The organism is Embleya sp. NPDC008237, assembly GCF_042956465.1.
Classification (GTDB): domain Bacteria; phylum Actinomycetota; class Actinomycetes; order Streptomycetales; family Streptomycetaceae; genus Embleya.
In genome coordinates, this window is the sequence record NZ_JBIBGL010000011.1 from 345751 (window position 1) to 365103 (window position 19353).

A 19353-nucleotide genomic window follows, 5' to 3' on the forward strand; every position below is an offset into this window, starting at 1 on the left:
CGCGATGTTCGCCGTGCTGGTCGTGGTGACCCTCGGCATCACCTTCTGGGCCGGTCGCAAGAACCGGACGGCGTCGGACTTCTACGCCGGCGGCCGTTCGTTCTCCGCCCTCCAGAACGGCATGGCGATCGGCGGCGACTACATGTCGGCCGCGTCCTTCCTGGGCATCGCGGGCATCCTGGCGCTGTCCGGTTACGACGGATTCCTGTACTCCATCGGCTTCCTGGTCGCCTGGCTGGTGGCCCTGCTGCTGGTCGCCGAGCCGATGCGCAACTCGGGCCGATACACGATGGCCGACGTACTCGCGAACCGGATGCGTGAACGCCCGGTACGGATGGCCGCGAGCGTGTCCACGATCGTCGTGTCGATCTTCTATCTGCTGGCCCAGATGGTCGGCGCCGCCTCGGTCGTCTCGCTCCTGCTCGACGTCAAGAGCGACACCGCGCAGATCTCGGTCATTGCCGCGGTGGGCGCGCTGATGATCGTGTACGTCACCGTCGGCGGCATGAAGGGCACGTCCTGGGTGCAGATCGTCAAGGCCGGGCTGTTGATGGTCGGCGCGTTCGTGATGTGCGTGTGGGTGTTGGCGAAGTTCGACTTCAACGTCGCCGACCTGCTCGGCACCGCGGCGAGCAAGTCCGGTTCGGGCGAGTCGTTCCTCCAGCCGGGCCTCAAGTACGGGGCCACGGACGGCTGGTCGAAGATCGACCTGATCTCGCTCGGGCTCGCGCTGGTGCTGGGTACGGCCGGCCTCCCGCACATCCTGGTGCGCTTCTACACCGTGCCCAATGCCCGCGTCGCGCGCAGGTCGGTGACCTGGGCGATCGGCATCATCGGCGTGTTCTACCTGATGACGCTGATCCTCGGCTTCGGCGCGGCGGCGCTGATCGGCAGCAAGGAGATCAAGAAGGCCGACCCGACCGGCAACACGGCCGCGACCCGGCTCGCCGAACACCTGGGCGGCGGGGCGGGCACCACCGGTGGCGCGCTGATGCTCGCCTTCATCGCCGCCGTGGCCTTCGCGACCATCCTGGCCGTGGTGGCCGGCCTGACGCTGGCGTCGTCCTCGTCGTTCGCGCACGACCTGTACGCGAACGTGTTCCGCAAGGGCCGCACCACGGACGCCGAGGAGGTCAAGGTCGCGCGGATCGCGGCGCTGGTGATCGGCACGGCGGCGATCGTCCTGTCCGTGTTCGCCCGCGAGTTGAACGTGGCCTTCCTGGTCGCGCTCGCGTTCGCCATCGCGGCCTCGGCCAACCTGCCGGCCATCGTGTTCTCGCTGTTCTGGAAGAACTTCAACACACGCGGTGCGGTGTTCGGCATCTACGGCGGCCTGGTCACCTCGGTCCTGGTGGTCGCGCTGTCCCCGATCTGCTGGGGCGGGGCCACCGATACCAAGCCGGCGATCAAGCAGCTCAACGCCAAGCAGGCGGATGACTGCAACGTGTCGAAGGACCGCAAGGACGTGGGCAACGCGACGGCGCTGTTCAGCTGTACGACGCCGGCGCCCATTCCGCTGGAGAACCCGGGGATCATCTCGATCCCGGTCGGCTTCGCGTGTGCCGCGATCGGCGCGATGTCCGCCCGGCGTCGCCGGACCGACGACGACGACCGCAAGTTCGCCGAATTGGAGGTCAGGGCGCTGACCGGAGCCGGCGCGCACTGAGCGGGCGCGGCAGGCACCGATTCGGACCCGCGGCCTCGGCCCGGGTCCGAATCGGCGTCACGCGTTGTCGCTGGGGTGGCCGAACCGGCCCTTGTAGAACAGCAGGGGAGCACACTCCATCCGCGGTGCGTCCAGGGCCTGGACCCGGCCGATCACGATCTCGTGGTCGCCGCCGTCGACGACGCTCTCCAGCGTGCAGTCGATCCACGCGAGGACGTTCTCCAGCTTCGGCGAACCGGTCGGTGCCGGGCTGTGGGCGACACCGGCGAACTTGTCCGCGCCGCTGACCGCGAAGCCGCGGCAGAGCAGTTCCTGGTCCTCGGCGAGCACGTTGACGCAGAACCGGCCGCCCGGGCGGATTCGCGGCCACGTGGTGGACGTCTTGGCCACGAAGAAGGTCACCAGCGGCGGGTCCAGCGAGAGCGACGCGAACGACTGGCAGGCGAAGCCCACCGGCGTGTCGCCGTCGAGCGCGGTGATCACCGTGACGCCGCTGGCGAAGTGGCCGAGGACGTGCCGGAACGTGTCCGCCTCGACGATGCCTTCACCCTCCGGCAGGGCGATGGCCGCGGGATCCGCGGGCTTCGTGCTCGCTGCGTCGATCTGGCCCATGATGGACTTCCTCGCAGGTGTCTTGGGGCGTCGGGTCTGTGACGCTACGTCACCCGTTTTCCTTGCGTCAATCAAAGGGGAGGGGGTCCTTCGTCACACCTGACGACTCGTCAGTTGCCTTGTGGCGTAAGGCACAACGGGCGAACAAGGACCGAGCGGCGGGTCGTTGCGCCCCACCGCCCGGCCCGGTGCGGCTACCAGCCGTAGTACTCCGGCTTGCGGCGCTCCATCAGCGACGCGACGCCCTCGTTCGCGTCCCGCGAGGTCATGTTCAGCTCGACGATCCGCGCCTCCTCGTCGAAGGCCGCCACCCGGTCGCTCTCCAGCGAGCGGTTGACCAGCTGCTTGGTGAACGCGTACGCCCGGGTCGGCCCGCTCGCCAGGCGCTCGGCCCACTCCCTGGTCACCGCCTCCAGCTCGTCGGCGGCTACCACCTTGTTCACGACGCCGATCCGCAGCGCCTCGGCGGCGGGCAGGTCGTCGCCGAAGAACATCAGCTCCTTGGCCTTCTGCGGGCCGACCAGGCGCGGCAGCAGGTACGCGCTGCCGCCGTCCGGCACCAGGCCGCGACGGGTGAAGATCTGGATGAAGCGGGCGCTGTCGGCGGCGATCACCAGGTCGCACGCGAGCGCGAGGCTCATCCCGTAGCCGGCGGTGGTGCCGTTGATCGCCGCGATCACCGGCTTCTCGCAGTCCAGGACGGCGTTGGTCAGGCGCTGTACGCCGGTCTTCATCATTCGGGTGGCGTAGCCGGTGGGCCGGGCCGGGGGCTTGGGCGCGGCGTCGTCGTCGGCGGTCGTTTCCTCGGCGGCTGCGGCCAGCAGGGACTTGGTGCCGGGGGAGCTGCGGAGGTCCATGCCGGTACAGAAGTGCTTTTGGCCTGCGGCGGTGAGGACGACTGCGCGGACCGACTCGGTTGCGGATGCCTCGGCGAGCAGGTCGATCAGCAGTTCGCGTTGGGCCCAGGTGAGGGAGTTGCTGGCGGCGGGGCGGTTCAGGGTGAGCCAGAGCACACCGTTGCTCACGCTGTGGAGGAGGTCCTGGTCGGTGTTGGCGGTCATGTGAGCTTTGGCTCCTTGATGTGGTTGGCCGTCCTCGGGCGCCGGACGGGCTCTTCTCGGCCTCAAGCGGGCCGGGCTGGATGGTTTTCGTCCGGCGTTGAGCGTTGGTCGGGTTGGGTTGGCCTCAAACGCCGGCCGGGCTGAAGGGTGGCCTCAAGCGCGGGCCGGGCTGGATGGTTTTCGTCCGGCGTTGAGCGTTGGTCGGGTTGGGATGGCCTCAAGCGCCGGCCGGGCTGTCGGGTCGCTCGGCCGGGCCGAGGGGTGGCCTCGAACGCCGGCCGGGCTGCCGGGGCGCTCGGTGGGGCCGGCGGGGCGCTCGGCCGGGTCGAGAGGTGGCCGCAAGCTCCGGACAGGCCGTCCAGCCCGTCCGGCGCTTGAGGACACCTCGGCCGGAGGCCGGGGGCGAACCCGGCCGGCCGGCCGCAGGCCCTAGCGGGCCACCGCGAGGGCGTCCAGGGCTACCGTGCCGCCGCCGCGGGGCATCACCATCAGCGGGTTGATGTCCAACTCGGCGAGTTCGTCGCCCAGTTCGAGCGCCATGCGCTGCACCCGCATGACCACGTCGACGAGCGCGTCCAGGTCGGCGGGCGGCTGACCGCGCATGCCCTGGAGGCACTTGAGGCCGCGGAGTTCGCCGAGCATGCGCTTGACCTCGTAGGCGCCGAACGGCGGCACCCCGATCGCGATGTCGTCGAAGACCTCGACGAAGATGCCGCCCAGGCCGACCGAGACGGTCGGTCCGAACAGGTCGTCGTGCGAGATCCCGACCACCATCTCGACGCCGCGATCGACCTGCTGGCACACCAGGACGCCTTCGAGCCGACCCGCGCCCGCCTCCTTGGCCGCGTCGGTGATCTCGCGGTACGCGTCCCGTACCTGACTCGCCGAGCGCAGGCCCAGCTTGACCAGGCCCAGGTCGCTCTTGTGCGGCAGTTGCGGGCCGCACGCCTTCATCACCACGGGATAGCCGATCAGCCCGGCCGCGCGCACGGCGGCGGCGGCCGAGGTGACCAGTTGCTCGCGCGGCACCCGGATCCCGTACGTGCGCAGCAGTTGCTTCGCCGAGTGCTCGGACAGCGGCTTGCCCGAGGACAGCAGCCGCTTGGCCTTGGCCGCAGCCGGCGACGCGGTGCGCGGAACGTCCTCGAACGGCGACGAGTACTGGGTGCGGAAGCGGTGGTAGTCGAAGTACGCCCGCAGCGCCCGCACACAGTTCCCGAACGTGCGGAAGACCACCACCCGGTTCGACTTGAGCAGGATCTCGCGGTAGGCGCTCTCGTCGCCCACCGGCGAGCCCCAGACCACGCAGACCACCTTGTCGGTCGCCTCCGCCGCGTCCACCAGGTCCTGCGCGAGCCGGTCGCTCATCGGCGGGAACGCGCCGGTGATCGGACACACCAGCACGCCGATCCCGGGGTCGGCCAGGATCGTGTCGATGATCTTGCGGCCACGCTCGTCGCCGGCCGGGTGGCCGCCGTTGTCCACGGGGTTGGACACGGTCAGGTAGGGCGGTATCCACGCGTGCAGCTTCTCCTGCGTGGCCCGGTCCAGCCGAGGCACCGACAGGCCCTCGGCGGCGGCGAGGTCGGCCATGTGCGCACCGGTGCCGCCGGAGATCGAGTACACGCAGACCCCCTGGGCGAGCGGGGTCCTGGTGCGCGCGAACAGCTGGGACGTGTCGATCAGCTCGTCGAGGCCGTCGACCCGGGTGACCCCGTACTGGCGGAACACCGCCGACGCGGTGCGGTCGCCGCCGGTCAGCTTGCCGGTGTGCGACTGGGCCATCCGCGCCCCGGTCTCGGTCCGCCCGACCTTGACCACGACCACCGGTACGCCCTGCCGGGCGGCGTGGTCGGCCGCCAGGGCGAAGGTGCGGCCGTCCTTGAACCCCTCGACGTACGCGGCGATCACGCCGACCTCCTCCTGATCGGAGAAGTGCCGGACGAAATCCGCGATTTCCAGATCCGCCTCGTTGCCGACCGGGGCCCAGTGGGACACCCGGATGCCGATCTCCTGGGCGGCGAAGACCGGGCGGCCCTGGTGTCCGCTCTGGGTGATCAACGCGATTGCGGGGCCTTCGAGGTCGGTGCGGAACTCCTCGAAGGCGTTGAGGTTGGTGTTCGGCCCGAGCAGGCGCAGCGAGCCGCCCGACGTGAGCTGGGCGAGCCGGGCCTGCGCCTCGGCCCCGGCGGCGCCCGCCTCGGCGAAGCCGGACGCGAACACGACCGCGAAACCCACGCCGGCGCCCGCGAGTTGCTCCAGTACCTCGGCCGGGTCACCGACCAGGACGACGGCGAGGTCGACCGGCTCGGGGACCGCCGAGATGTCCGCGTGGCACGGCCGGCCGGCGATGCGCTCGTGCTTGGGGTTGACCGGGAACAACCGCGCGCCCACCCGGTCGGCCCACGCGATCAGTTGCGCGGTGATTCGGGCGCCGGGTCGGCCCTCGGTGTCCGAGGCGCCGATCACGGCGACCGTGCGAGGTCGGAAGAAGCGGTCCAGGTCGGCGGGGCGGAGCGCGAGTGGTCGGCCGGTCACGTCGAGTTCGGCCGACGGATCCGCGTTCACGGTGACGCTGGTTCGAGTGTGCCCCGGGAAGTGGTGTCCTCTGCTGTCGTGAAGCATCATCGCGCCCGTCCCTTTTTCGATCTTTCGTCGCCGCCAGATCCGATCGACACTGGAATCGAGCTGACGGTTAGTCAGTTAGCTTGCTGATGGGACGTCAGGGCTGTCCACTGTCTCACCGGCCCGGTCCCGACGCATCTGTCCGATCACCTGGACATTTGCTGACTTGGTCAAACATATTGTGGATATCTGCTGGTCATCGCGCGGTTACTAAACGTCCCCGAAGGACTTCTCGCGTTCGGTCAAGGATCTGCGGTCCACTTTGTCCATCCCGGTGAGCGGCAGCTCCGGCACGATCCGGATCGCCTCGGGGAGCTTGTGTGCGGACAGCCGTGACGCCGCGAATTCGCGCAACGCGGCGAGTGACGGCTCGGATGCTGCACGTGACACCACGACCGCGACGCCGATCTCGCCCATCACCCGACTGGGTCGAGGGACCACCGCCACCGAGGCCACGTCGGGATGGTCGAGCAGCACCGCTTCCACCTCCTGCGGATACACGTTGTATCCGCCGCGGATGTACATCTCCGTCATCCGCCCGGTGATCCGCAGGCAGCCGGCCTCGTCGATCCGACCGAGGTCGCCGGTGTGCAGCCGGCCGTCGCCGTCGAGGGCGGCGGCGCCGGCTTCGGGGTCGCGCCAATAGCCCGCCATCACGGCGGGCGAGCGCAGGCAGATCTGCCCCTCCTCGCCGACCGGCAGGACGGTGCCGGTCCGCGGGTCGCGGATCTCCAGTTCGGTGCCCGGCCGGGGCCGGCCGACCGTGTGCAGCGCCTCCGAGTCGGGGGCGTCGAAGGCGGTGAGCGTGCCCAGACCCCCGGACTCGGTGGACGAGTAGCGAATCGAGTAGCCCGCCCCGAATCGGGTCCGGGCCTCGTGCACGAGCGGGGCGGGGGACGGCCCGCCGCCGACGATCAGTCCGCGTACGTGGGTGAGGTCGTAGCGGTCGAACTCGGGTCGGCCGAGCAGGAGGGAGACCTGCGCGGCCACGCCGCCGAGGTAGGGGATCTTCTCGCGGGCGACCAGGCGCAGTGCGTCCTGGGCCCGCCAGCGGCCGAGCACGTGCAGGGTCGCGCCCATCTTGAGGTAGCCGGCCAGCTTGGTCATGAAGCCGACGTGCGGCAGGCCGGTGGCGATCAGTTGCGGACCGCCCTCGCCCCAGCGGTCGCCGGTGTCCATCGCGGTGATCGCGGCGATCTGCCGGGACGTGAACAGGGCGCCCTTGGGGGTGCCCGTGGTGCCCGAGGTGAACACGACCGTCTCGGGCAGGCTCGGATCCTGCTCGCCGGTGACCGGCGGCGCGGGCGGAATCTCGTCCCGCCGCAGTTCGGCCCAGACCTCGTGCGCGCCGGCGGCCGGTACGCAGCGGATGTGTTCGGGGCCGGCCGGGATGCCCTCGGCCAGTTCCTCGGTGGCCAGCACCAGATCCGGCGCGGCCCGGTCCAGGATCGCGGCCCGCTCGGCGGGGGTGTAGCGCGGTCCCACGCCGGTGGTGATCGCGCCGAGTCGGGCCAGGGCGGTGTAGGCGACCACGTACTCGAGCCCGGACGGGAGCACGAGGGCGACCAGATGACCCGGCCGGACACCGCGCCCGGCCAGCCCGGCGGCGACCTGGTCGGTCACCGCGTCCAGGCCGCCGTAGGTGAACCCGCTTCCGCCGTGCACGAGGGCCCGACGCTCGGGAAAGCGTCGGGCAGCCTCACGAAGCACCTGGGCGAGAACGGTCACAACGGGTCCCTTCGGCCTGCGCGCGAAGTATCGGCGTGGGGGTGGTGTATGCCACACAACACGACACGCCCGGGGTAACGCGACGTTTCGGAGGTGTGACGAAAGCAATGTTCCAAGGGTATGACGGTGTGTCAGATACTGGTGCTCGCGGGCTGCCGGATCGTCAATGGAGCCGACCGGAACTCGGGCCGGGCAACCGTCCCGACCCGCACGACATGAGTGCCAAGGAGTTGCGGTACGTGGACGTCGAGTTCAGCGATGAGCAGCAGGAGATCCGCAGAGCACTCCGGGACGTGTTCGACAAGCACAGCGACTCGCCCGCCGTCCGGGCCGTGATGGCCACCGAGACGGGCTACGACGCCAAGGTGTGGCGACGCGTGTGCGAACAGACCGGGCTGCCCGGTCTCGCGATTCCGGAGGAGTACGGCGGGGTCGGTTTCGGCTTCACCGAGTTGGTCGTGGCCCTGGAGGAGATGGGCCGGTCGCTTTTCCCCTCACCGTTCCTGGCGTCGTCGGTGCTGACGGCGTATGCGCTCGTGCACGCGGGCGACGAGGGCGCACGGGCCGAGTACCTGCCGGGCATCGCGGCGGGTGAGACGCTCGGTGCGCTCGCGCTGGCCGAGCCGGGCCGCCGGGACGTGCGCGTGGTGGAGACGACCGCGCGCGCCGACGGCGACGGGTGGCGCCTGGACGGCGTCAAGACGCACGTGATCGACGGCCTGATCGCGGATCTGATCGTGGTGGTGGCGCGCGTCGAGAGCGGGGGCGAGCGACGGGTGGGCGGCGACCTCGCGCTGTTCACCGTGGCCAAGGACGCCGCCGGGCTGACCCGCACGGCGCTGCCGACGCTGGACCAGACCCGCAAGCAGGCCCGGCTGACCTTCGCGGACACCCCCGCGAGGCTGCTGGGCGCTCCCGGCGCGGACGCGGCCCTGGAACGGGTCCTGGCGCTCGCCGAGATCGCGGTGGCCGCGGAGGCGGTCGGCGGGGCGGCGCGCTGCCTGGAGGCGACCGTGGAGTACACCAGGGGGCGGGTGCAGTTCGGTCGGCCGATCGGCTCGTTCCAGGCGATCAAGCACCGCTGCGCGGACCTGTACGTCGAGGTCGAGACGGCCCGTTCGGCGCTGTACTACGCGGCGTGGGCGGCCACCGAGGCGGAGGCGGCGGGACTCGCGACGCCGGGCGAACTGGCGGTGATGGCACCGCTGGCGATGACGACGGCGACCGCCGCGTACCGGCATGTCGCCGAGGAGATGATCCAACTGCACGGCGGGGTCGGCTTCACCTGGGAGTACGACTGCCATCTGTACCTGAAGCGGGCCATCACGTCCGCGCACCTGTTCGGTGACCGGGGCGCACAGCGCGAGCGCATCGCGGAGCTGGCCGGGATCTAGCAAGGCTCGACCTCGAACGCCGGACGGGCTGACATCAGCTCGTCCGGCGTTCGAGGACGGCGCACGGCACGGGGCCGCCGGTTCGGCGCTTGCGACTCGCCGACAGGCCTAACGCGTCGGGGGCTTCTTCCCCGTGACGCCCATGAAGACCAGCGTGGACAGCGCCGGCCGGACGTCCTTCATCTTGATGTTCCAGGATTCGAAGCCCTTCTGGTGCCCGGCCACCGCCGCCAGCATCGCGACGAGGGTGCCCGCCATCGCGTTCGGCTGCACGTCGTCGCCGACCTTGCCCTTGGCCTGCATGTTCTCGATGGCCTCGGTGAGCGAACCGGTGACCGCCGTCAGGATCTTCTGGCGCACCTTGTAGAAGCGCTTGTCGCCCTCGGCCGAGGCCAGATCGACGACGCGCAGGATCGGCTCGTAGTCCCGCCAGAATTCGAGGAAGCCGTCGGCCAGGGCCTCGGCGGCGGCGAAGCCGCCCTTGCCGGCCCAGTTCTGGTCCTCGGCGAGAGTCTTCAGACGCTGGCCGTCCTTGGCCATGTCGTTCGCGATCTCGAGGATCGCACTCTCGACGTCCTGAAAGTACTGGTAGAAGGTGGCGGGAGAGGTGCCTGCCATACGGGCGACGTCGATGACCTTGACGTCCCGGTACGGAGACGTGTCGAGCATCTCGCGGAGGCAGTCGAGCAGCTTTTGCCGCGTCGCCTGTCCGCGTCGCCCGGCGACGCGGCCGTCGACGGTGCGAACTTGTCCTGTCATGCCGTCAGTTTACGGGCGCATGATCGGTCTCGCTGTCCGCCGCACGGAGGAAAGCGGGCATTTCCCCGCCGCCGTGCATGAGTAGTTCCGCTCCGCTGACGTACCGTGACATCGGCGAGGCGAGGAACAGACACACGTCCGCGACGTCGGAGGGGTCCGCGAGCCGGCCGAGCGGAATCGTGTCCGCCACACGCTGCACGCCCGCCTCGTCCCCGTAGTGCAGGTGCGCCTGTTCGGTCCGGACCAGGCCCACGATCACAGAGTTGAGTCGGATCTTCGGCGCCCACTCGACGGCCAGCGAGCGAGTGAGCGAGTTCATCCCGGCCTTGGCCGCGCCGTAGGCCGCGGTGCCGGGCGAGGGACGCACGCCGCTCACGCTGGAGATGTTCACGATCACCCCACCGGTTTCCTGACGGTGCATCAAGCGGTGGGCGGCCTGCGCGAAATACAGCGGGCCGAGCAGGTTCAGCTCGATGATCGCCTTGGAGAACCGGGGTGACGCGGTGGCCGCGTCGGTCTGGGGCGCGCCGCCCGCGTTGTTGACCAGCACGTCCAGTCGACCGAAGCGTTCCTCGACGAACTCCACGGCGGTGAAGGCGGTGTCGGGGTCGCGCACGTCCGCGGGGGTGTACACCGCGGTGCGGCCGGCTGCTGTGGGCAGTGTCTCCGGCTCGCGGCGCGAACACACCACCACGTCGGCGCCGGCCGTCAGGAAGCGCTCGCTGATGCCCCGTCCGATCCCCTTGCCGCCACCGGTGACGAGAACGACGCGTCCACTCATGTCGAGCGGGTTGGGGGAGGACGTCATGGCCTGCTCCTGACGGGCTGCGGTGTCGTGGGCGCCACGCTCGCTTCGTCTGGCGTGGGTCGCTCGGGGTCAACTATGGTGGCAGAAATCTGACGATCAGTCAGATCGGGTGGTGATGTGCCTCTCACGACCGGACGGCCGCGTCGGCCGCACCCGCCGGTACATGGGACGTCACCGGCCGATCCGACGCACGCGGCCGAATGGATCTGGTTGCCATGGCTATCCGTTACGAGGTGCGTGAGGGCATTGCCGAGGTGGTGCTGGACGCACCCCCCGTCAACGCGCTCACCGTCGCCGGCTGGTTCGAGCTCGCGGACCGACTCCGCGACGCGAGCCGTGACTCGCAGGTCCGGGCCGTGGTGCTCCGGGCCGAGGGCCGCGGCTTCAACGCCGGCGTGGACATCAAGGAAATGTCGAACACCGAGGGCTTCGACGCACTGGTCGCGGCCAACAAGGGCTGCTTCGACGCGTTCGCCGCGGTGTACGACTGCGAGGTGCCGGTCATCGCGGCGGTGCACGGGTTCTGCGTCGGCGGCGGGATCGGTCTGGTCGGCAACGCGGACATCATCGTCGCGTCGCACGACGCGTTCTTCGGCCTGCCCGAGGTCGACCGCGGCGCCCTCGGCGCGGCCACCCACCTGGCCCGACTGGTCCCGCAGCACCGGATGCGACAGATGGTCTACACGTCGGAGAACGCCCCCGCGGCCGAACTCCACGCGTACGGCTCGATCTACAAGCTGGTGGACCGGGACAAGCTGGTCGAGACCGCGTTCGAGGTGGCTCGCGCCATCGCCGCGAAGAGCCCGACCGTCATCCGCGCCGCGAAGGCGTCGCTGAACGGCATCGACCCGGTCGACGTCAAGCGCTCGTACCGCTACGAGCAGGGCTTCACGTTCGAACTGAACCTGACCGGCGTCTCGGACGAACTGCGCGACGCCTTCACCGAGGGTCGCGAAGCGGACACCTCCAAGTGAGCGGCACCGCCCCTTGCCGGGGGTCCGGGGGTCGTCCCCCGGGCGGGCACAGTACCGAGGGTCGCGAAGCGGACACCTCGAAGTAGAGACGGAGCAACCATCCATGGCTGACAAGCGCATGACGCCCGATCAGGTCGTCGCACAGCTCTCCGACGGGATGACCGTCGGCATCGGCGGGTGGGGTTCGCGGCGCAAGCCGATGGCCCTGGTCCGGGCCATCCTGCGATCCGACCTCAAGGACCTGACCGTCGTGTCCTACGGCGGCCCCGACGTCGGGCTGCTGGCCCGGGCCGGCAAGGCGAGCAAGCTCGTCTATGCGTTCGTGTCGCTCGACTCGATCCCGCTGGAGCCCAACTTCCGGTACGTGCGGGAGAACGGCCTGGTCGAGGCGGTCGAGTACGACGAGGGCATGTTCCTCACCGGCCTGCGCGCCGCCGCCCAGCGACTGCCGTTCCTGCCCACCCGCGCGGGTCTGGGCTCGGACATCCTCAAGGTCTCGCCGCACCTGAAGACGATCGAATCCCCGTACGGCGAAGAGACGTTGGTCGCGATGCCGGCGCTGAACCTGGACGTCGCGCTGATCCACGCGAACGTCGCCGACGAGCGCGGCAACGCCGCGCTGACCGGCCCGGACCAGTTCATGGACGACCTGTTCTGCCTCGCGGCCGAGAAGGCGTACGTCTCGGCCGAGCGCATCGTGCCGAGCGAGGAACTGCTCAAGGCGGCCGGCTGCGTGCACACGCTGACCGTGCACCGCTACATGACACACGGCGTGGTCGAGGCCCCGAACGGCGCGCACTTCACCGAGTGCCCGCCGGAGTACGGCCGGGACGAGGCGTTCCAGAAGGCGTACGTCACCGCCGCCGCCGACCCCGAGGCGTGGGCCGCGTTCGAGCAGCGCTTCCTCGCGGTCGAGAGCGAGGCGGCGTACCAGGCCGCCGTCGAGGAGTTCAAGAAGGAGACGGCCAAGTGAGCACCGAGACCCTGACCGAGGCCACCCGCGCCGACGTGTGTGTCGCCGCCGTCGCGGACTGCTTCCGCGGCGACGGCGAGATCATCGGCAGCCCGATGGGCGCCGTGCCCACGATCGGCGCCCGGCTGGCCCGCGCGACGTTCGAGCCGGACCTGATGCTCTCCAACGGCGAGTCGTACTTCTTCGAGGGCGACGCCCGACTGGGCGCCAGGCCCGACGAGTTCGCCGTGGTCGGCTGGATTCCCTACCGCCAGGTGCTGGACGTGCTCGCCTCGGGCCGGCGGCACGTGATGATGGGCCCGGTGCAGATCGACGCGCACGGCAACGCCAACATCTCCGCGATCGGCGACTGGGCCAGGCCCAAGCGCCAGGTGCTCGGTTCGCGCGGCGGTCCGGGCAACACGATCAACCACACCACCAGCTACTGGATCCCCAAGCACTCGGCGCGCGTGCTCACGCCGAAGGTGGACATGGTCTCCTGCGTCGGGTACGACCGGGCCGCCGCGGTGGGCTCGGCCGGGCGCTTCCACGAGGTCCGACGGGTCGTCACCAACCTGTGCGTGCTCGACTTCGAGACCGAGGCGAAGGTCATGCGGCTGCGCTCGGTACACCCGGGCGTCACCGTCGAGGAGGTCGTCGAGGCGACCGGCTTCGAGCTGGTGATCCCGGCCGAGGTGCCCACGTCGCGGGTGCCCACGGACGAGGAACTGCGGATCGTGCGGGACGTGCTCGACCCGCGCGGCATGCGGCTGCGCGAGGTGCCGGCGTGAGCGCCGGCGGGCTGCACCCGGCGCTGCGCAACGGGTTCACCGAGAAGTTCGGTGTGCGGTACCCGATCGTGCAGACCGGGATGGGCTACGTGTCCTACCCCCGGCTGGTCGCGGCCACGGCCGAAGCCGGCGGTCTGGGCATCCTGGCCTCGGCCACGATGACCTACGACGAACTGGTCGCGGCGATCGCGGCGGTGAAGAAGAGCACCACCAAGGCGTTCGCGGTCAACCTGCGCGCGGACGCGCCGGACGCGGCCGAGCGCATCGACCTGATGGGCCGCGAGGGCATCAAGGTCGCCTCGTTCGCGCAGGCGCCGAAGAAGGACCTGATCAAGCGCGCGCACGACCTGGGCATGCTGGTGGTGCCCTCGATCGGCGCCAAGCGGCACGCGCAGAAGGTCGCCGAGTGGGGCGTCGACGGCGTGATCGTGCAGGGCGGCGAGGGCGGCGGGCACACCGGCTCGATCCCGACCACGCTGCTGCTGCCGCAGGTGACCGACGTGCTGCGGGGCAGCGACGTCACGGTGATCGCGGCCGGCGGCTTCTTCGACGGGCGCGGCCTGGTCGCCGCGCTGGCGTACGGCGCGGACGCGATCGCGATGGGCACCCGCTTCCTGCTCACCTCGGACAGCCCGGTGGGCCAGGCGGTCAAGGACGTCTACCTGGCCACCGACGTCAACGGCACGATCGTGTCCAAGGAGGTCGACGGCGTCCCGCACCGGGTGCTGGCCACCGACTTCGTCAAGCGGCTCGAACAGCGCTCGGTGCTCGCCCGCTATCCGCGCTCGATCGCCAACGCGTTGAAGTTCCAAAAGCTCAGCGGAACCAGGCTCACCGACATGGTGCGCGAGGGCCTGGCGATGAAGAAGTCGCAGGGACTGAGCTGGCCGCAGGTGCTGATGGCGGCGAACACCCCGATGTTGCTCAAGGCCGCGATGGTGGACGGGCGTCCGGACCTGGGCGTGATGGCCTCCGGCCAGGTGGTCGGCGTGATCGAGGACCTGCCCTCGTGCGCCGAGCTGATCACCCGGATCACCGAGCAGGCCGACGCGATCCTCTACGACCTGGAGTCCGCCCGGGTCTGACCGCTCCGCACCGCACGCGAACGCCGGCATCGCCCTATTCGGGTGGTGCCGGCGTCGCGTTCGCGGTGTGTCCGGGCTGCCGTCGTGCCGCCTGCGCGAGGTCGGTGCTGCCGCCGTGCCGCGTACGTGCTGCTTTTGTGCCGTGTACGTACCGCGTCCGTGCCGCTTCGAGGCGCGTACGTGCTGCGTACGTGTCGCTTTGGTGCCGCGTCCGCGCTGCCTCTGCGCGGCGTCCGCGCCCACCCGAGGGTGGGTCTGGACCCACCCCGGATCGGGGGTTCGACGCAGTGTTCCGCGACCGCCGCGCCGACAGACTCGAACTGTCAGCGGGACACAGTGGAACACGAGGGGACCTGACAATGGCCAAGCAGCCGGCGACCGTTCGCGTCGCACGATGGAGTGCCACCCACCCGTGGCGGGCGATCATCATGTGGATCGCCTTCGTCGCCATCTGCCTGGTCGTCGGGGGAATGGCGGGCACCGAGAAGACCACCGCAGCGGACATGGGCAACGGCCAGTCCGGCCGGGCCGACGAGATCTCCCGGCAGTACGGTCTCGACGGCGCGGCGAGCGAGAACGTGCTGATCACCGCGAAGAACGGCACGCTGGACCGGGCCGTGGCGGACCGGGTCGCCGCCGAGGTCACCGCGAAGTTGCGGGCGCTGCCCGAGGTGGCCGACGTCGCCGCGCCGATCCCGGCCACGAACGGCCGGGCGCTGCTGGTCCCGCTCACCATGAAGGGATCGGCCGAAAAGGCCCAGGACCACATCGACCCGTTGCTGAAGGCCACGGCGAGCGTCCAGAAGGCGCACCCCGACCTGCGGGTCGAGGAGATCGGTGACGCGTCGATCGGCAAGGGCATCCAGGACCAGATCGGCAAGGACCTGGGCCAGGCCGAACTGTTCAGCCTGCCGGTCACGTTGATCATCCTGATGGTCGCGTTCGGCGCGATGATCGCCGCCGCCGTGCCGGTGCTGCTGGCCATCTCCGCCGTCGGTGCCTCGATCGGTCTGTACGGCCTCGCCTCCGCCGTCTTCCCGGACTCGGGCACCGTCTCCAGCGTGATCACCATGATGGGCATGGCGGTCGGCGTCGACTACTCGCTCTTCTACGTCAAGCGCGAGCGGGAGGAGCGGGCCAAGGGCCGCGGCCGGATCGACGCGATCGAGATCGCCGCCGCCACCTCCGGGCACGCCGTGGTGGTCTCCGCGATCGCGGTGGCCGTCTCGATGGCCGGCATGTACATCGCCGACGACGCGGTCTTCTCCAGCCTGGCCACCGGCGGCATCATCGTGGTCGCGGTCGCCATGATCGGCTCGCTCACCGTGCTGCCGGCGCTGCTGGCCAAGCTGGGCAACAAGATCGACCGGCCGCGGATCCCGCTCCTGTGGCGGCTGACCGCCCGCGAGGACCGCGAGCCGCGCGTGTGGAAGGCGCTGCTGCGCCCCGCGCTGAACCACCCCGGGATCACCCTCGCGGTGTCGGTGGCCGCCCTGGTCGCGCTGGCCCTGCCGGCCTTCGGAATGAAGCTGCAGAACACCTCCAGCGACGACTTCCCGCGCTCGATGGCCACGATGCAGACCTACGACCGGATGACCGACGCCTACCCGAGCAAGCACAGCCCGTACAACCTGGTCGCGCTGGCCCCGGTCGGCAAGGAGAAGGAGACCCGCGCCGCGCTGGACAGGGCGGTCGCACAGACCCGGAACAACCCGCTGTTCGCCCAGGACCCGGTCGAGGTGCTGGTCTCCGCGGACGGGCGCGCGTTCAAGGCCGACGTCATCACGCCGCACATCTCCAGCTCGACGGAGGCCAAGACGGCGCTGAAGCAACTGCGCGAGAGCGTGCTGCCGAACACCGTCGGCAAGGTGGCGGGCGCGGAGTTCGCGGTCTCCGGTGAGACGGCCGAGAACAAGGACTTCGCCGACCACGTGCAGGACAAGCTGCCCCTGGTGATCGCCTTCGTGCTGCTGCTGACCTTCGTGATGATGTCCGTGACCTTCCGCTCGGTGGTGGTCGCGCTCACCGCGATCGCGATCAACCTGCTCTCCGCGCTGGCCTCCTTCGGCTTCCTGGTCGTGGTTTTCCAGCACACCTGGGCCGAGGGCATCCTGGACTTCCACTCCAGCGGCGCGATCATCTCCTGGCTGCCGCTGTTCCTGTTCGTGGTCCTGTTCGGCCTCTCGATGGACTACCACGTCTTCGTGGTCAGCCGGATCCGCGAGGCGGCCATGCAGGGGATGTCCACCAAGGCCGCGGTCGAGAAGGGCATCACCGGCTCGGCCGGCGTGATCACCAGCGCGGCCCTCGTGATGGTCTCGGTGTTCGTGGTCTTCGGCACGCTGAGCATGCTGGACATGAAGCAGATGGGCATCGGCCTGGCCGCCGCGGTCCTGATCGACGCGATCGTGGTCCGCATCGTGATCCTGCCCTCGCTGATGACGCTCCTGGGCAGGGCCAACTGGTGGCCCAGCCGCATCCCCCGCATCCACGCCCCGCAACACGCGGCCCCGCAGCACTCCACGACCGACTACGAGCCGCACATCTACCAGCGCCAACTCTGACCCCCGGCCCCCACTTCCCCCCCGCGAACCCCGAAGGGCGCGACCACCACACCGGTGGCCGCGCCCTTCGGGCGTTTCGCCGTGCGGAACTCGAACCGATCTGTCCGGCAACGGTGTTGATGTTCCGTCGGGGTTCGCGGAAACGTACTGTCGCGGCTGAGATGTGGGCGCTACGCTCGGCGCGCCGGTCCGGCCGGTTGGGGGGCGTCGATGTCGGCCCGTTGTGCTGATGTGTGTGGCACCGGGTCTGCTGTGATCCGTTGGGGGACGTGATCGGGCTCGTTGCCGGCCGGCAATTCTCTTTGCGAAAGATGGCTGCTTTGACCTTGAAACAAGCTTCTTTCAGGGCCGTCGGTGTCGTGTGCACCACGGCCACGCTCGTGCTCACGGCGACGGTGCTCGTTGCGCCGGCGGCACACGCGGACAGGGCGACGCCCGCTGCGCCCGGTGATCCGGTGGAGTTGATCTACACCCGAGGGTGGGTCGACGGCTTCAGCGTGGTCCGAGCGGACGGTGCCGGGACGGCTCCGTTCACGCCGAACGGGATCGACGCCGTCGATGCGGTGTCCAAGGACGGCAAGCGGCTCGCCGGTCGTTCCAGCGGTGTCAACGATCGTCGGATTCGCACGGTCGATGTCGACGGGACCAAGCCCACGAACATCGTGATTCCTGGTGATCTTTCCGGCGGGGACCCGGTCTTCTCACCTGATGGTTCGAAGCTGTACCTGGACGGCGATGTTCCTGACGATCATGGGAACCAGTCCCGCCTGTTGGTGGCTCCCGCGGATCGGGACGCGACCGCGCAGCCGCTGCTGCCGGCGCAGGCGGTCTCGTGTGACCGTTTCCTGTCCACGTCCACAGGTCGGTACGCCTTCACCCGGACGGCTCCGATCGGCACCCGCTGTGACGGCGCGTCGTCGGTCATGCTCTACACCCCGGAAACGGGTGTGGTCGAGCCCGCCGTCGAGTTGAACGACGCGGGCGTGGAGGTTCCCGTCGGGGGTTTCTTCCCGAGCATTTCGCCGGACGGGACGCGCCTGGTCTACATGCGGATGTTGGCCGGCGACGAGCGCGCCGAGCTGCGTGTCCTGGACCTCGCCACCAAGCGCAGCAAGGCCCTTTACGAGGGCTCCGACATGTGGGCGGCGCGGTGGTCGCCCGACGGCCGCTACCTCGCCTTCGGCGTTTTCAACACGAGCAAGCGCCTCGACCTGGTGACCGGCCAGGTCAACTCCCTCGGGGACGGCCAGACCGTGCCGATCTGGGCGAACCGGACCGTGACGCCGTCGGTGGGTGTTCGGGTGTATGGCTCGAATGCGATCACCACGGGTGTGGCGACGTCGCGGTTCAAGTTCGACGCGGCTTCGTCGGCGTCGGGTGCGCGTAAGGCGAATGTGGCGGTGTTGACGCGTTCGGACGCGTTCTATGACGGTCTTGCGGGTGCGGGTTTGGCGGGTGCCAAGGGCGGCCCGATGTTGCTCACGCCGAAGGAGGGCCTGGCACCTGCGGTGTCGGCGGAGTTGGCGCGGATTCTGTCGCCGGGTGCGACGGTCTACGTCCTCGGTGACGAGGGTGTCGTGAGCGCCGCGGTGGACACGCAGATCCGTGCGCTGGGTCTGACGCCGAAGCGCCTCGCGGGCAACACGGTCGCCGAGACCGGGGTCGCGATCGCGAACGAGTTGACGTCGGCGCCGAAGGAGGTGTTCGTCGCCACCGCGGCCGAGTACTACGACGCGTTGGCTGCGGGTGCCGCTGCGGGTTCGACCCCCGACGCGACGGTCGTGTTCTCGTGGGGCAACACGCTTCCCGCCGCGACCGCGAACTACCTGAATGGCCTGGACCGGAGCAAGACCAAGGTCACTGCGGTCGGTGGCCCGGCCGTGGTCGCGTTGAACTCGGCCTCGATCCGGATCGATGCGACGGCGGACGGTCGTACCGCGCCCGACACCGCCAAGCTCCTTGCCGAGCACGCGTTCGCCCACCCCAAGGCCGCTGCGTTGGCGACCATGGCGACCTGGCAGGACGCCCTCACCGGCGGCGCGTTGATCGCGGGCAAGGGCCCGTTGCTGCTCGCGACGCAGACCACCCTGCCGCAGGGTTCGGCGAACTACCTCACGGCCGAGGCCGCTTCGCTGGACCGCGTCGTGGTGGTCGGTGGCTCGGATGTCCTCGACGACACCGTCGCCGCTCAGGCCGCTTCGCTGACCGGCCCGCAGGGCTTCCACGACTTCGTCGACTCCCCGAACGGCGACGTCAAGGTCTCCATCGGCTGACCCTCGGATTCATGCCCGATGCTGCTCCGGCTGCCCCCGACGCTTTGTCGGGGGCAGCCGG

At 69.9% G+C, this 19353-nt stretch carries 14 protein-coding genes; 8 read left to right on the forward strand and 6 right to left on the reverse strand.

The annotated features are described in order from the left end of the window. The first annotated feature begins 4 nt into the window (after positions 1-4). On the forward strand, positions 5-1666 hold the full coding sequence (locus ACFZBU_RS28555) for a cation acetate symporter (protein ID WP_391586571.1): 1662 nt from the start codon (positions 5-7) through the stop codon (positions 1664-1666). Positions 1667-1723: 57 nt separating this feature from the next. Here the strand turns inward: ACFZBU_RS28555 and ACFZBU_RS28560 are convergent, their stop codons facing one another. The 4 genes from ACFZBU_RS28560 to ACFZBU_RS28575 all read right to left on the reverse strand — a co-directional run bounded on the left by ACFZBU_RS28560 (position 1724) and on the right by ACFZBU_RS28575 (position 7692). Beyond that, on the reverse strand, positions 1724-2278 hold the full coding sequence (locus ACFZBU_RS28560; protein WP_391586532.1) for a flavin reductase family protein: 555 nt from the start codon (positions 2276-2278) through the stop codon (positions 1724-1726). A gap of 194 nt (positions 2279-2472) precedes the next feature. Further along, a complete protein-coding gene (locus tag ACFZBU_RS28565; RefSeq protein WP_391586533.1) occupies positions 2473-3339 on the reverse strand; it encodes an enoyl-CoA hydratase/isomerase family protein in 867 nt (288 codons plus the stop codon). A 429-nt stretch (positions 3340-3768) separates the two neighbouring features. Next, on the reverse strand, positions 3769-5964 hold the full coding sequence (locus tag ACFZBU_RS28570; RefSeq protein WP_391586572.1) for an acetate--CoA ligase family protein: 2196 nt from the start codon (positions 5962-5964) through the stop codon (positions 3769-3771). Between the two features lie 210 nt (positions 5965-6174). Then, the gene (locus tag ACFZBU_RS28575) at positions 6175-7692 is read right to left on the reverse strand and encodes a class I adenylate-forming enzyme family protein (protein WP_391586534.1); all 1518 of its coding nucleotides are present in this window, start codon (positions 7690-7692) and stop codon (positions 6175-6177) included. 215 nt (positions 7693-7907) lie between these two features. Here ACFZBU_RS28575 and ACFZBU_RS28580 point away from each other — a divergent pair, with 215 nt between their 5' ends. After that, positions 7908-9086, forward strand: coding sequence for an acyl-CoA dehydrogenase family protein (locus ACFZBU_RS28580; protein ID WP_391586535.1), 1179 nt, complete (start codon positions 7908-7910; stop codon positions 9084-9086). 108 nt (positions 9087-9194) lie between these two features. On the opposite strand, the gene ACFZBU_RS28585 is transcribed toward ACFZBU_RS28580, so the two are convergent. Together ACFZBU_RS28585 and ACFZBU_RS28590 are read right to left on the reverse strand one after the other, a co-directional pair. Further along, positions 9195-9845 carry a TetR/AcrR family transcriptional regulator gene (locus tag ACFZBU_RS28585; protein ID WP_391586536.1) on the reverse strand — a complete coding sequence of 217 codons (651 nt, stop codon included), beginning with the start codon at positions 9843-9845 and terminating at the stop codon, positions 9195-9197. A gap of 4 nt (positions 9846-9849) precedes the next feature. Further along, a complete protein-coding gene (locus tag ACFZBU_RS28590) occupies positions 9850-10653 on the reverse strand; it encodes an SDR family oxidoreductase (protein ID WP_391586537.1) in 804 nt (267 codons plus the stop codon). Positions 10654-10868: 215 nt separating this feature from the next. Here ACFZBU_RS28590 and ACFZBU_RS28595 point away from each other — a divergent pair, with 215 nt between their 5' ends. The 6 genes from ACFZBU_RS28595 to ACFZBU_RS28620 all read left to right on the forward strand — a co-directional run bounded on the left by ACFZBU_RS28595 (position 10869) and on the right by ACFZBU_RS28620 (position 19292). Beyond that, positions 10869-11627: an enoyl-CoA hydratase family protein gene (locus ACFZBU_RS28595; RefSeq protein WP_391586538.1), complete on the forward strand. Its 759-nt coding sequence runs from the start codon at positions 10869-10871 to the stop codon at positions 11625-11627. Positions 11628-11730: 103 nt separating this feature from the next. Further along, positions 11731-12600, forward strand: a complete 870-nt coding sequence (locus ACFZBU_RS28600; RefSeq protein WP_391586539.1) for a CoA transferase subunit A — start codon at positions 11731-11733, stop codon at positions 12598-12600. After that, positions 12597-13370, forward strand: coding sequence for a CoA-transferase subunit beta (locus ACFZBU_RS28605; RefSeq protein ID WP_391586540.1), 774 nt, complete (start codon positions 12597-12599; stop codon positions 13368-13370). The genes ACFZBU_RS28600 and ACFZBU_RS28605 overlap by 4 nt, the downstream gene beginning before the upstream one ends. Then, complete coding sequence (locus ACFZBU_RS28610) at positions 13367-14455, forward strand: NAD(P)H-dependent flavin oxidoreductase (RefSeq protein WP_391586541.1); 1089 nt, start codon at positions 13367-13369, stop codon at positions 14453-14455. Before ACFZBU_RS28605 ends, ACFZBU_RS28610 begins: the two co-directional genes overlap by 4 nt. A 359-nt stretch (positions 14456-14814) precedes the next feature. Next, positions 14815-17019 (forward strand): MMPL family transporter, encoded by a 2205-nt coding sequence (locus tag ACFZBU_RS28615; RefSeq protein WP_391586542.1) that lies wholly within the window; start codon positions 14815-14817, stop codon positions 17017-17019. A gap of 359 nt (positions 17020-17378) precedes the next feature. Continuing rightward, a complete protein-coding gene (locus ACFZBU_RS28620) occupies positions 17379-19292 on the forward strand; it encodes a cell wall-binding repeat-containing protein (RefSeq protein ID WP_391586543.1) in 1914 nt (637 codons plus the stop codon). Positions 19293-19353: the final 61 nt, after the last annotated feature.

What these genes read in the sequence shown, in the direction of transcription:
- ACFZBU_RS28560 (WP_391586532.1), bottom strand. Translation starts at nt 2,278, where the DNA reads ATGGGCCAGATCGACGCAGCGAGCACGAAGCCCGCGGATCCCGCGGCC.
- ACFZBU_RS28590 (WP_391586537.1), bottom strand. Translation starts at nt 10,653, where the DNA reads ATGACGTCCTCCCCCAACCCGCTCGACATGAGTGGACGCGTCGTTCTC.
- ACFZBU_RS28615 (WP_391586542.1), top strand. Translation starts at nt 14,815, where the DNA reads ATGGCCAAGCAGCCGGCGACCGTTCGCGTCGCACGATGGAGTGCCACC.
- ACFZBU_RS28555 (WP_391586571.1), top strand. Translation starts at nt 5, where the DNA reads ATGTTCGCCGTGCTGGTCGTGGTGACCCTCGGCATCACCTTCTGGGCC.
- ACFZBU_RS28595 (WP_391586538.1), top strand. Translation starts at nt 10,869, where the DNA reads ATGGCTATCCGTTACGAGGTGCGTGAGGGCATTGCCGAGGTGGTGCTG.
- ACFZBU_RS28580 (WP_391586535.1), top strand. Translation starts at nt 7,908, where the DNA reads ATGAGTGCCAAGGAGTTGCGGTACGTGGACGTCGAGTTCAGCGATGAG.
- ACFZBU_RS28565 (WP_391586533.1), bottom strand. Translation starts at nt 3,339, where the DNA reads ATGACCGCCAACACCGACCAGGACCTCCTCCACAGCGTGAGCAACGGT.
- ACFZBU_RS28570 (WP_391586572.1), bottom strand. Translation starts at nt 5,964, where the DNA reads ATGCTTCACGACAGCAGAGGACACCACTTCCCGGGGCACACTCGAACC.
- ACFZBU_RS28585 (WP_391586536.1), bottom strand. Translation starts at nt 9,845, where the DNA reads ATGACAGGACAAGTTCGCACCGTCGACGGCCGCGTCGCCGGGCGACGC.
- ACFZBU_RS28600 (WP_391586539.1), top strand. Translation starts at nt 11,731, where the DNA reads ATGGCTGACAAGCGCATGACGCCCGATCAGGTCGTCGCACAGCTCTCC.